Source organism: Brachybacterium sp. P6-10-X1, assembly GCF_001969445.1.
Classification (GTDB): Bacteria; Actinomycetota; Actinomycetes; order Actinomycetales; family Dermabacteraceae; genus Brachybacterium.
Genome location: NZ_CP017297.1, coordinates 469,425 through 482,124, shown reverse-complemented (window position 1 = coordinate 482,124; position 12,700 = coordinate 469,425). Strand labels below are relative to the sequence as shown.

General features: G+C 71.3%; 10 protein-coding genes. 5 read left to right on the top strand and 5 right to left on the bottom strand.

Annotated features, from left to right (window positions below):
* Positions 1-8: 8 nt before the first annotated feature.
* Positions 9-2,912, bottom strand: a complete 2,904-nt coding sequence (gene uvrA / locus BH708_RS02125; protein WP_076806238.1) for an excinuclease ABC subunit UvrA — start codon at positions 2,910-2,912, stop codon at positions 9-11.
* Positions 2,913-2,984: 72 nt separating this feature from the next.
* On the opposite strand from uvrA, the gene BH708_RS02120 reads away from it, so the two are divergent.
* The 4 genes from BH708_RS02120 (at position 2,985) to BH708_RS02105 (ending at position 7,974) form a co-directional block, all read left to right on the top strand.
* Complete coding sequence (locus BH708_RS02120; RefSeq protein WP_076806236.1) at positions 2,985-3,674, top strand: MBL fold metallo-hydrolase; 690 nt, start codon at positions 2,985-2,987, stop codon at positions 3,672-3,674.
* Complete coding sequence (locus BH708_RS02115; protein WP_371329951.1) at positions 3,671-5,410, top strand: bifunctional 3'-5' exonuclease/DNA polymerase; 1,740 nt, start codon at positions 3,671-3,673, stop codon at positions 5,408-5,410. Before BH708_RS02120 ends, BH708_RS02115 begins: the two co-directional genes overlap by 4 nt.
* 138 nt (positions 5,411-5,548) lie before the next feature.
* Positions 5,549-7,102 (top strand): HNH endonuclease signature motif containing protein, encoded by a 1,554-nt coding sequence (locus BH708_RS02110; RefSeq protein WP_076806233.1) that lies wholly within the window; start codon positions 5,549-5,551, stop codon positions 7,100-7,102.
* 71 nt (positions 7,103-7,173) lie between these two features.
* The gene (locus BH708_RS02105) at positions 7,174-7,974 is read left to right on the top strand and encodes a phosphatase PAP2 family protein (RefSeq protein WP_076806231.1); all 801 of its coding nucleotides are present in this window, start codon (positions 7,174-7,176) and stop codon (positions 7,972-7,974) included.
* Here the strand turns inward: BH708_RS02105 and BH708_RS02100 are convergent.
* Both BH708_RS02100 and BH708_RS02095 read right to left on the bottom strand, forming a co-directional pair.
* On the bottom strand, positions 7,890-8,399 hold the full coding sequence (locus BH708_RS02100; protein WP_172805724.1) for a GNAT family N-acetyltransferase: 510 nt from the start codon (positions 8,397-8,399) through the stop codon (positions 7,890-7,892). The genes BH708_RS02105 and BH708_RS02100 overlap by 85 nt on opposite strands.
* A 291-nt stretch (positions 8,400-8,690) precedes the next feature.
* Complete coding sequence (locus BH708_RS02095) at positions 8,691-9,236, bottom strand: hypothetical protein (RefSeq protein WP_076806228.1); 546 nt, start codon at positions 9,234-9,236, stop codon at positions 8,691-8,693.
* A gap of 147 nt (positions 9,237-9,383) precedes the next feature.
* On the opposite strand from BH708_RS02095, the gene BH708_RS02090 reads away from it, so the two are divergent.
* Complete coding sequence (locus BH708_RS02090) at positions 9,384-9,830, top strand: pyrimidine dimer DNA glycosylase/endonuclease V (RefSeq protein ID WP_076806226.1); 447 nt, start codon at positions 9,384-9,386, stop codon at positions 9,828-9,830.
* A gap of 56 nt (positions 9,831-9,886) precedes the next feature.
* Here BH708_RS02090 and uvrB read toward each other — a convergent pair whose 3' ends face one another.
* Complete coding sequence (gene uvrB / locus BH708_RS02085; RefSeq protein ID WP_076806224.1) at positions 9,887-11,989, bottom strand: excinuclease ABC subunit UvrB; 2,103 nt, start codon at positions 11,987-11,989, stop codon at positions 9,887-9,889.
* 51 nt (positions 11,990-12,040) lie between these two features.
* Entirely contained in the window at positions 12,041-12,691 is a 651-nt protein-coding gene (coaE, locus tag BH708_RS02080; RefSeq protein ID WP_076806222.1) for a dephospho-CoA kinase, read from the bottom strand.
* Between the last annotated feature and the right edge of the window lie 9 nt (positions 12,692-12,700).

Here is a 12,700-nt window from a genome sequence, read left to right as displayed (position 1 = left end):
AGCGGACCTCAGCGTCGTCCTGTGCGGGCTGTGCGATGTGTCCGGTCGGCACTGCCGGGACGGTCCGTGCGGCCGGCCTCGAGCATCGGGGCGAGGAAGTGCCCGGTGTACGAGCCCGCCACCGCCGCGACGTCCTCCGGGGTACCGGTGGCCACGACGCGGCCGCCGCCGGCGCCGCCCTCGGGGCCGAGGTCGATGACGTGGTCGGCAGTCTTGATCACGTCGAGGTTGTGCTCGATGATGATCACGGTGTTGCCCTTGTCGACCAGGCCGCCGAGCACCTCGAGCAGCTTGCGCACATCCTCGAAGTGCAGTCCCGTGGTGGGCTCGTCGAGCACGTAGACGGTGCGACCGTTGGAGCGCTTGTGCAGCTCGGACGAGAGCTTCACGCGCTGCGCCTCGCCACCGGAGAGCGTGGTCGCGGACTGGCCGAGCTTCACGTATCCCAGACCGACGTCGACCAGGGTCTGCATCTGTCGACGGATCGCGGGCACCGCGTCGAAGAACTCCAGCGCCTCCGCGATCGACATGCCCAGCACCTCGGCGACGTTCTTGTCCTTGAACGTCACCTCGAGCGTCTCGCGGTTGTACCGCTGGCCGTGGCACACCTCGCACTGGACGTACACGTCCGGCAGGAAGTTCATCTCGATCTTCAAGGTGCCGTCACCGGAGCAGGCCTCGCAGCGCCCGCCCTTGACGTTGAAGGAGAAGCGGCCGGCGCTGTAGCCGCGGATCTTCGCCTCGGCGGTCTGGGCGAACAGGGTGCGCACCCGGTCCCACACCCCGGTGTAGGTGGCGGGGTTCGAGCGCGGGGTGCGGCCGATCGGCGACTGGTCGACGTGGACGACCTTGTCGAGGTGCTCGAGGCCGGTGACCCGCTTGTGGCGGCCCGGCACGATCCGCGCCCGATTCAGCTCCTTGGCGAGGACCCCGTAGAGGATGTCATTGACCAGGGACGACTTCCCGGACCCGGAGACGCCCGTGACCGCGGTCAGCACTCCGAGCGGGAAGCTGACGTCCTGTCCCACCAGGTTGTTGGCGCGCGGGGCGAGGACCTTGACCATCCGGGACCGATCCACGGGTCGCCGCGCCAGCGGCAGCGGGATCGACAGCTCGCCGCTGAGGTAGCGGCCGGTGAGGCTGTCGGGGTTCTGCTTGAGCCCTTCGACCGACCCGGAGTGGATCACCTGGCCACCGTGCTCGCCGGCCAGCGGGCCGATGTCCACCACCCAGTCGGCGGCGTTGAGGGTGTCCTCGTCGTGCTCGACGACGATCAGCGTGTTGCCGAGATCCCGCAGCCGCGTCAGCGTCCCGATGAGGCGCTCGTTGTCCCGCTGGTGCAGGCCGATGGAGGGCTCGTCGAGCACGTAGAGCACACCCACCAGTCCGGAGCCGATCTGGGTCGCGAGGCGGATGCGCTGTGCCTCCCCGCCGGAGAGCGTCCCGGCGGCGCGGGCGAGGTTGAGGTAGTCCAGGCCCACGTCGAGCAGGAAGCCCAGGCGGGAACGGATCTCGCGGAGCACCTCGTCGGCGATCGCGGCCTCCCGCACGCCGAGCTCGAGGCCCTCGTGGAAGGTCAGGGCGTCGCGGATCGACATCTCCGTGACCTCGGAGATGGACCGGCCGCCGACGGTGACCGCGAGCACCTCCGGGCGCAGCCGTGCGCCCTGGCACGCGGGACACGGCACCTCCCGCATGAACTGCTCGTAGCGCTCCTTGGCCCAGTCCGACTCGGTGTCGGAGTGGCGGCGCTCGAGGAAATGCATGACGCCCTCGAAACCGGTGGCGTAGGTCCGCTCGCGCCCGAAGCGGTTGCGGTACTTCACGTGGACCTTGTAGTCCTTGCCGTGCAGCAGGGCCTCCCGGGCCCTCTCCGGCAGCGCCCGCCACGGCGTGTCCATGGAGAAGCTGAGCTCCTCGGCGAGCGCGGCCATCACCTCCTGGTGGCGATCCGCGGAGCCCATGGCCCACGGCGCGATCGCCCCGTCGGCGAGGCTGAGGTCCTCGTCGGGGATCACGAGATCGGGATCCACCTCGAGCCGCATCCCGATGCCTGTGCACTCGGGGCAGGCGCCGTAGGGGGCGTTGAACGAGAAGGTGCGCGGCTCGATGTCGTCGATGGCCAGCGGGTGGTCGTTGGGGCAGGCACGCTTCTCGGAGAAGCGCCGGGTCCGCTCCGGGTCCTCGTCCTCGCGGTCCACGAAGTCGACCAGCACGATGCCCTCGGCCAGACGCAGCGCGGTCTCGACCGAGTCGGTGAGGCGACGGCGCGCGTCGGGCTTGGCCGCGAGGCGGTCCACGACCACCTCGATGGTGTGCTTGATGTTCTTCTCGAGGCTGATCTCCTCGTCCAGGCGTCGCGTGGCCCCGTCGATCCGGGCGCGGGCGTACCCCTGGGAGCGCAGCGCGCTGATCAGATCGACGTGCTCGCCCTTGCGGCCCTGCACGACCGGGGCCAGGAGCTGGAAGCGGGTGCCCTCGCCCTCCTCGAGCAGGGTGTCGACGATCTGCTCGGCCGAGGAGGAGCTGACCGGCTCGCCGCAGATCGGGCAGTGCTGGACGCCGGTGCGGGAGAACAGCAGGCGCAGGTAGTCGTAGATCTCGGTGATCGTGCCGACCGTCGAGCGCGGGTTGCGGTTTGTCGACTTCTGGTCGATGGAGACCGCCGGGGAGAGGCCCTCGATGAGATCGACCGAGGGCTTGTCCATCTGCCCCAGGAACTGCCGGGCGTAGGCCGACAGCGACTCCACGTACCGGCGCTGTCCCTCGGCGAAGATCGTGTCGAAGGCCAGGGAGCTCTTGCCGGAGCCGGACAGCCCGGAGAAGACCACCAGATGGTCCCGGGGGATGTCGATGTCGATGTTCTTGAGGTTGTGCTCGCGCGCACCGCGGACGACGAGGGAATCAGTCACCCGGACATCCTACGAGCGCCACCGACGTTCGAACAGTTGTTCGCCGGAGAGAGACGCGACATACTGGGGCACATGGTCGCCAACGAGTACACCGGACACGTCGAACCCCATGGTGACAGCGCTCTGCGCACCCTTCCCGGGCTGCAGATCCGCAAGGCCTCGGTGGGGTCGATGAACAACAACACCTACCTACTGACCTGCCGGTCGACCGGCGCGCAGCTGCTGATCGACGCGGCCGCCGAGCCGGAGAGGCTGCGCCGCCTGGTCGCCGAGGGGTCCGAGCAGGAACAGCTGGACCTGATCCTCACCACCCACAGCCATCACGATCACATCGGGGCGCTCGCCGAGCTGGCCGCCGCCACCGGCGCGCGCACGGCGGCCGGCGGCCCGGACGCCGAGCGGATCATGACCGGCATCGATCACCCGCTGTCCCACGGGGACGTGCTCGAGGTCGGCGAGCAGCAGCTCGAGATCATCGCGCTGCGCGGCCACACGCCGGGCTCGGTCGCCGTGCTGTGGCACGGCACCGACGAGGAGGGCGCCGAGACGCACCACCTCTTCACGGGCGATTCGCTGTTCCCCGGCGGCGTGGGCAACACCGACTCCGATCCCGAGCGATTCACCCAGCTGATCGAGGACGTCGAGCGCCGGGTGTTCGACCGTCTTCCCGACTCCACCTGGGTCTACCCCGGGCACGGGGACGACACCACCCTCGGCGCGGAGCGCCCGTCGCTGCCCGAGTGGCGCGACCGCGGCTGGTGAGCGAGCAGGCCCCGGTCTGGTCCGTCGTGGGCCGCGGGGCCCGCGGCGCGGTGACGGTGGTCGACCTCGATGCCGGCGGCGGCGAGCTGGAGACGGTGCACCTGACCGCCGAGCAGTGGCCGGAGCACGCCCGGCACCACGAGGGCGTGCATCGACCGCGCTGGGTCTGGAGCGACACGGCCTCCTGGTATCCGCAGCTCCTGGCGGCGGGGGTGACCGTCTCCCGCTGCCACGACCTGCGTCTGATCCACGTGATCCTTCGCCACTCACAGCTCGTGGACGATCCCCGGCCGGTGCGCGCGGCGACGGCGTGGGACGCCCCCATCGACCAGGGTCTCGAGGCGGCCCCGGACCAGGGCGCGACGCTGTTCGACCTGGACGCCTCGGCGAGCAGCGGTGGAGTCCCGCACGACCTCCAGGAGTCGCTCGCCGAGTTCTCCCGGCACCGCACGGCGACCGACGGCGCCGTCGATCCGGGCCGGCTGCGGCTGCTGGTGGCGGCGGAGTCGGCGGGGGCGCTGGTGGCCGCCGAGCTCCACGCCGCGGGGGTCCCGTGGGACGTCGCCGAGCACGACCGCATCCTCGCCGAGGCGCTCGGCCCCCGTCCGGGCACGGGCCAGGCCCCGGCGCGGATGGTCGAGGCAGCCGCGGAGGTGCGCAGCGCGCTCGGTGACCCGACGCTGAGCATCGACTCCCCGCCGAAGCTGCTGCGCGCTCTGCACCGGGCGGAGATCGACGTCGAGTCCACCTCGCAGTGGGAGCTGCTGGAGCACGACCACCCGGCGATCGAGCCGCTGCTGCGCTACAAGAAGATGTCCCGCCTGCTGACCGCCAATGGCTGGACCTGGCTGGACGAGTGGGTCGACGACGGCCGATACCGACCTGTCTACGTCCCCGGCGGCGTGGTCACGGGCCGCTGGGCGGCCAGCGGCGGCGGGGCGCTGCAGATCCCGCGCCAGCTGCGCCCCGCGCTGCGGGCCGACGACGGCTGGCGTCTGGTCAGCGCCGACGTGTCGCAGCTGGAGCCGCGCGTGCTGGCCGCGATGTCCGGCGACAGCGCGATGGCGGCCGCGGGGGCGGATCGGGATCTCTATGCGGGGATCGTCGACGCCGGCGTGGTCGAGACCCGCCAGGAGGCGAAGGTGGGAGTGCTCGGCGCGCTGTACGGCGGAACCACCGGCGACAGCGGGCGGGTGGTGCCGCGGCTGCGGCGGAACTTCCCCGCAGCGATGCACCTGGTCGACGAGGCCGCCGCCACCGGGGAGCGGGGCGGAACCGTCTCGACCTGGCTGGGCCGCTCCTCCCCTGCGCCGGAGGCCGAGTGGACCCGAGCGCAGACCACCGCGAACCTTCCCGATGCCGCCTCGGGCGAGCAGGAGCGCGCCCGGCGTGCGGCCCGCGACCGTGGCCGGTTCACCCGCAACTTCGTGGTCCAGGGCACGGCCGCGGAATGGGCGCTGTCCTGGCTCGCGGCGCTGCGGCTGTCCCTGGCCGGTTTCGATCCGGTCCCGGAGGCGGAGCAGGCGACGCCGTCGGGCCCGGTGTTCTCCCGGCGGGCCCACCTCGTCTTCTTCCTGCACGACGAGGTGATCGTGCATGCCCCGGCCGCGCAGGCCGACGCCGCCGCCTCGGCGATCCTGGCCTCCGCCGAAGCCGCCGGGCGCCTGCTGTTCCCCGGCAGCGTCGTCGACTTCCCGCTGGACCTGACGATCACGGAGCGCTCGCCGACGAAGTGAGAGGGATCGGGCCCGGCTCCCGGACACCATCCTCCACACCTCGTGCCGGTCCACAGAGCGCGGTCTCCTGTCTCGCATGTCGGCGCCACCTGGTGCACTGGGACTGCAGTCCAGAACCACCGCCGGTTGGAGACCGCCATGCCCCTCACCCCGCTGACCCCGAAATCCGATCAGTCCGACACCTCCCGCCCTCGCCGTCTCGCCCGGCCGGAGGCCGAGGAACTGGGGCAGCGGATCCAGCAGCAGGCGGCGCTGATCGCCGAAGCCACCTGCGAGCTGCTGCTGATGGTCGCCGACTTCGACGCGCGCGATGGGACGAGGTGCTTCGTGGGCCTGAAGTCGACCGCCCACTGGCTCGCCTGGGCATGCTCGATGACCCCCGGCACCTCCCGCGAGCACGTGCGGGTAGCCCGGGCCCTGCCGGAGCTGCCGCTGACCGTCGCAGAGTTCCGGGCCGGTCGGCTGTCCTACTCCAAGGTCCGGGAGATCACCCGCGTCGTCGGGCGCGTCGACGAGGCCATGCTGGTGGAGATGGCCCGGGCGATGACCGCCTCCCAGCTCGCCCGGGCCATCTCCTCCTTCCGCGCCGTCGACGGCAGCCGCCTCGGACAGGACGCGGTGCGCGAGGCCCGCTGGCAGACCCGCGAGGACGGCATGGTCGAGATCCGTGCTGTGCTGCCGGCCGAGATGGGTGCCGAGGTGGTCACCGCTCTGGACCTGGCCCTGGACCGCGACGGCCACGATCCGTCGGGGGCCGAATCCGACGCCGACGCTCTGACGAGCAGCGGTGCCGCGCAGCCGAGCCCCGATGACCTCACGGCGAAGGCGGCGGAGATCAGTGCCACCCCGACCCTGGAGCAGCGCAAGGCGGACGCCCTGCACGACCTCGCCCGCACCTTCCTCCACGCTGAACCGAACGACCGTTCCGGGGAGGACCGCCATCTGGTCATCGTCGAGGTGAGCGCCGAAACGCTCATAGACCACGTTCCCGCGGGAACGTCGGAACCCTCCCCCCCGTCGGCCGCCGTCGACCCGAGCGAGGTCGGGTCCGACCTCGCGCCAGCCCCTGTGCCCGCGACCGTGGACCCGGAACAGATTCCCGCGGGGACGCCCCCGCGCTGCGGCGTCGCCGGGCAAGGCCCCCTGGAGCCCCGCACTGCAGAACAGCTGGCCTGCACCGGGAAGGTCGCGCTGATGATCACCGATGCCGGGGGCGAGGTGCTCCACCTGGGCCGGTCCCGTCGTCTCGCCTCCCGTGCCCAGCGGCGCGCCCTCCGCCTGCGCGACGGCGTCTGCAGCTTCCCCGGCTGCCATCAGAGCCGCCACCTCGACGCCCACCACACCACGCCCTGGTCCGAGGGCGGAGCAACCGACATCGAGGGCCTGGCCCTGCTGTGCCGTCGCCACCATGTGATGGTCCACGAGGGCGGACTCCGCCTCGTCCCCGACACTGCTCGCGCGACCCAGCTCGCGCCGCGCTTCCAGGTGTTGGACCGGGCGGGCCACCCCGTCCAGGCCCGCTGGCCCGCCCTGCACGAGTCCGTGCGCGTGCGGCCCGACTCCCCCACCTTCCCCACCGCGGCGCAGGACGCCGACCCCGAGCGCATCGCCGCGACCACGGGTGGGGCCGGATTCGGCCTCGCGGACTGCGTCGAGGTCCTCTGTCGCAACCTGCTGGAACCGGCCGCGTGATCGTCCGAATCCGGCCCATCTCCGCCCGCGGGCGGATGACGCCGCGGGGGTCGCTCTGCTGTGCTGGACGGATGCGACATCGGCATTCCCCTCCCCCGTCCTGCCCTCTCCTGCTGCTCGGGGCGGTGCTCGTCCTCACCGGGACGGCGGTCCTGGCCCTGCTGCTCGTGCGAGGGATGGCGTACCGCGGTGCCGTCGGCGTGGCTGCCGAGCTGCCCTCCGCTGTCCGCACCGGGATCGCCGGCATCTCCGAATACGGGATCCTCGGCCTGATGGCGCTGTTCGGGATCGCGATCCTGCGTGCGCGCCGCCGAGGACCGACGGCGCTCGCTCGGGGGCTCGCCGCCGGGGCGGGAGTGGTGCTCGCGTATCTGGCCAGCGAGACGATCAAGGTGCTCGTGGCCGAGCTGCGCCCGTGCCGGAACTTCGCGGTCGAGACGATCAGCCCCTGCCCGGACGCCGCGGACTGGTCCTGGCCCAGCAACCACGCGACCATCTCGGCCGCGATCGCGATGGCGGTGCTGGTGATGTCTGTCCGCCTGGCGCTCGGTGCGCTCCCGCTCGCCGCGCTCACGGCCCTCAGCCGGGTGCTCGTCGGGGTGCATTACCCGCACGACGTCCTCGCCGGCGCCATGCTGGGAGCGCTCGTCGTCCTCCTCATGGCCAGGTGGGGCGCTCCCCCGGTCCAGCGCGGGCTCCAGAGGTTCCGCCGCGCCCCCCAGCTCGAGCACGGACCGGCCGAGCGCGACCCCGCCCGCGGGGAGCACCGGGATGGCCTCGAGCGAGCTCAGAGCTCCCGGACGTACACGCGAAAGCGCACGGGGTCGCCGTGCTCGTCGTCCTCGCTGGTGCTGAGCGCGTCCCGAGCGTAGGCGAAGCCGGCTTTCTCGGCGACCCGCACCGAACCGATGTTGTCCGCCTGACAGCGGATCACGGCGCGCTCCCCCGCGCCCTGCCTGCTCAGCTCGGCACAGACCAGATCGACGGCGCGCGCGGTGATCCCGCGCCCCCGCAGCCACGGGGCGAGGGCGAAGGCGATGTTCACGTCACCGGGCCCGATGCCGTCCTGCGGGTCGGCGTCATGGTCGATCGACCCCACGCACTCGTCGTCGACCCGGATCGTGAAAGCGCGCTTGGTGCTCCCGGCGCGAGCGTTCTCCGCCAGGCGATGCACGTACTCGCGCGTTCCCTCGACCGTGCTGCGCCCTCCGGTGAGCCGACGGATCGTCTCCTCGTCCTCGGCGGCGACCATCGCCTCGGCGTCTTCGACGCGCAGCGGTCCTACGGTGATCGTCATGTCGGGACCCTCGGGCACGGAGCCCGCGGAGTCAAGCACGGGGCCCTTCATCTCTGTTCGGCGAAGTCTCTGCTCGGCGACGATGGTGGCGAGCCTCCCGTCCTGAGCGAGCAGGTTCCCGTAGGTCCTCGTAGGTCCTCTTCTGTCGACGTCGACCATTCCGGCGTGCGGCGGTCCCGCAACCCTCGCCACCATCTCACGGTCACGGACGACGCGCCGCGAGTTTCCGGACCCGCGAGGACGACCGATCGCCCACCGGACCGTGACACCTCACAGGAGCCTGCAGGAGGTTCAGCCGCGCGGCGTCCTCGGGCGCGTCGATCCCGACGCCCACGGCAGCCACCCGGAATCATCCGGACCGTCGGAGTCCTCGGAGTCGGCACCCGCTGCCAGCACGGTGGTGATGATCCCACCGGCGATACCCATGACCAGGCGCGGTGCCGGCACGGCGAGGGATCGCAGCACGTTCTCCACGCGATGGTCGATCCAGATCCCGCCGGCGCCGGCTCCGGCGACGACCGCGCCGACCCCGAGGGACAGGCCGAGCCGGCCGACCCATGGCCGCGCGTCGCAGCTTTCGACGTCGGAGGCCCGAGCATCCTCTGCGGCCGGCACCGGAGCAGCGGCCGGGGGCGGCGCAGGCGCCTCGCCCGGCTGTCGGCGGTCTCGCGTCCGCTGGGCGGCGTAGGTGACGGCTGCGGCGAAGGCGGCCGGGAGGACGACGTAGCCGATCTGCACCGGGTGGGGCAGCCGATGGAGCGGGATCATACCGAGAGCGGTCGAGGCCGCACCCCCGATGACCAGGGGAAAGATGGTGTCGCGTGGTGCTGCAGGCATCGGTCGGATCGCTCCTGGGTGTCGGCGTCAGAGGTAGGCGCTCACACGTGGACCACCTCGGTGCGGGCTTCACGGTACCGACGTGGTCTCGGCACGACACCCGACGAAAGGACGCATCTCCTGCCACGTCCGCAGGAGAATGGGCGGATGCGCCTCTGGTCACTGCACCCCCGCCATCTCGACCGCCAGGGCCTCACGGGCTGCTGGCGCGAATCGCTGCTGGCCCAGGCGGTGCTCGCCGGCCGCACGCGCGGCTACCGGTCGCACCCTCAGCTCGAGCGGTTCCGGGCGCAGGGCGATCCGCTCGCCACCGTCGGCGCCTATCTCGACGTCCTGGCCGAGGAGGCCACGGCGCGGGGATACCGCTTCGATCGGACGAGGATCGACGCGGCGCCGGCCGACGGTGCGGAACCGGCGCGGATCCCGGTCACCGGCGGACAGCTCGCGCTCGAGTGGGGACATCTGCTGACGAAGCTCGAGCACCGCAGTCCCGACCGCTGGCAGCGGGAACACCTCGTCGCCGGTCCCGAGCCCCATCCGCTGTTCACGGTCGTGCCCGGCGACATCGAACCGTGGGAGCGCGAGCCAGGGTGATGTGATGTCCGTCGCCGGTGCATGGAACGCGACCAGGGGCCTCCACGTCCGACCCCTCAGGACCGCTGGATCGCGCGCAGCTCCTTCTTCAGCTCCTGGACCTCGTCGCGCAGCCGGGCCGCCTGCTCGAACTGGAGGGTCTCGGCGGCCTGGTGCATCTGACCGGTCATCTCGTCGATCATGCCGGTCAGGGAACCGACCGGATCGTCGCCGAGGTCGACCGTGCGGCCGCTGACCGCGTCCACGGCGTTGGCGCGTGCTCGATCCCGGGAGACCCGTTCCTTGCCGGAGCGGTAGTCGGTCGCCATCAGCGTGTCGGTGTCGATGTCCTCGCGGGCGAGCATGTCGGTGACGTCGGCGATCCGCTTGCGCAGCGGAGTGGGGTCGATGCTGTTCTCGGTGTTGAACGCGATCTGCTTCTCGCGGCGCCGGTTGGTCTCGTCGATCGCGGACTGCATCGAGTCGGTGACGGTGTCCGCGTACATGTGGACCTGCCCGGAGACGTTGCGGGCCGCACGGCCGATGGTCTGGATCAGCGAGGTGCGCGAGCGCAGGAACCCCTCCTTGTCGGCATCGAGGATCGCCACCAGCGAGACCTCGGGCAGGTCCAGGCCCTCGCGCAGCAGGTTGATGCCGACCAGCACGTCGAACTCGCCCTGGCGCAGCGAACGCAGCAGCTCGATGCGGCGCAGGGTGTCGACGTCGGAGTGCAGGTACTGCACGCGCACCCCGTTCTCCAGAAGGAAGTCCGTCAGATCCTCCGCCATCCGCTTGGTCAGCGTGGTCACCAGCACGCGCTCCTCGCGCTGGACCCGCTTGTCGATCTCCTCGCGCAGATCGTCGATCTGGCCCTTGACGGGCTTGACGATCACTTCGGGATCCACGAGCCCCGTGGGGCGGATGATCTGCTCGACGTACCCGTCGGCCCTGCCCAGCTCGTAGTCGGCCGGGGTGGCGGAGAGGTAGACGGTCTGCCCCGTGCGCTCGGTGAACTCGCCGAAGGTCAGCGGGCGGTTGTCCAGCGCGCTGGGCAGGCGGAAGCCGAAGTCGACCAGGGTGCGCTTGCGGGAGCGGTCTCCCTCGAACATGGCACCGATCTGCGGGACCGTCACATGGGATTCGTCGATGACCAGCAGGAAATCCTCGGGGAAGTAGTCCATGAGGGTGTTCGGGGCGGTGCCGGGATCGCGCCCGTCGAGGTGGCGGGAGTAGTTCTCGACGCCGTTGGTCGAGCCCATCTGCCGCAGCATCTCCAGATCATGGGTGGTGCGCATGCGCAGCCGCTGCGCCTCCAGCAGCTTGTTCTGGCTCTCGAGCTCCTCCAACCGCTCGCCGAGCTCGACCTCGATAGTGCCGATCGCGCGGGTCAGCCGCTCGGGGCCGGCGACGTAGTGGGAGGCGGGGAAGATGTGGATGTGGTCCTCCTCGCGGATCACCTCCCCCGTCATCGGGTGCAGCGTGTACAGCGCATCGATCTCGTCGCCGAAGAATTCGACACGGATGGCGAGCTCCTCGTACATCGGGATGATCTCGACGGTGTCGCCGCGCACTCGGAAGGTGCCGCGCTCGAAGGCGACGTCGTTTCGGTCGTACTGCATGTCCACGAAGCGGGTCAGCAGCTCGTCGCGATCCAGCTGCTGTCCCCGGGCCAGCTGCACCATCCGGTCGACGTACTCCTGCGGGGTGCCCAGGCCGTAGATGCACGAGACCGAGGAGACCACCACCACGTCACGACGGGTCAGCAGGGAGTTGGTCGCGCTGTGCCGCAGTCGCTCCACCTCGGCGTTGACCGAGGAGTCCTTCTCGATGTACGTGTCCGACTGCGGGACGTACGCCTCCGGCTGGTAGTAGTCGTAGTAGGAGACGAAGTACTCCACCGCGTTGTGCGGCAGCAGCTCCCGGAACTCGCTGGCCAGCTGCGCGGCGAGGGTCTTGTTGTGGGCCATCACCAGAGTGGGGCGCTGGACCTGCTCGATCAGCCACGCCGTGGTGGCGGACTTGCCGGTGCCGGTGGCCCCCAGCAGCACGACGTCCTGCTCCCCGTCGTTGATGCGGCGGGTGAGATCGGCGATGGCGGTCGGCTGGTCGCCCGAGGGATTGTACTCGGAGACGACTTCGAAGGGATGCTCGGCGCGGACCAGATCGGTGACGGGACGCATGGGACGAGCCTACGGCCCGGGGCCGACGGGCGACATGGCCGGGCCGCACGATCAGCGCTCGGCGGAATCCGCGAGATCGTCTAGCCCGGCCGTGACGACGGCCAGGGCGTGCTCGGCGCGCTCGGCCAGGACGTCGCGCCCGGCGGTGTTCAGCACCAGGCGGTCCGCGCGCCGGATCCGCTCGAGGTCGGTGACCTGGGCAGCCATGATCGAGACGACATAGGCGCGGTCCTTGCCGCGGTCCGTCATCACCCGGTCGATGCGGTCCTCGCGCCGGGCGAGCACGGCGATGACAGATCGGTAGCCGGCGTCCTGGTGCTTCTCCAGCAGCAGCGGGCTGTCGTGGATCACGAAGGGCTCGCCCGCGTCGGCCGCCCGGAGCTCCTCGGCGGCGACCGCGCGATCCACGCGGCCCAGCACGATCTCCTCCAGGGCGGCGCGCGCGGCAGGGTCGGCGAAGACGATCGACGCCAGGGCCGCGCGGTCGATGGTGCCTGCCGGGGTGCGCAGCCGCTCGCCGAACCGGGCCACGGTCTCCTCGACCCCGTCGCCGGGGATGTCGAGCACGGCACGGGAGTGCGCATCGAGGTCGATCACCCGGTGACCGGCCGCCCGCCAGATCGCCGCGACCGTGGACTTCCCGGAGCCGATGCCGCCGGTCAGGCCGAGACGCGGCAGGGAGGCGGAGGTGGCCGGTGTCATGCCCCGATC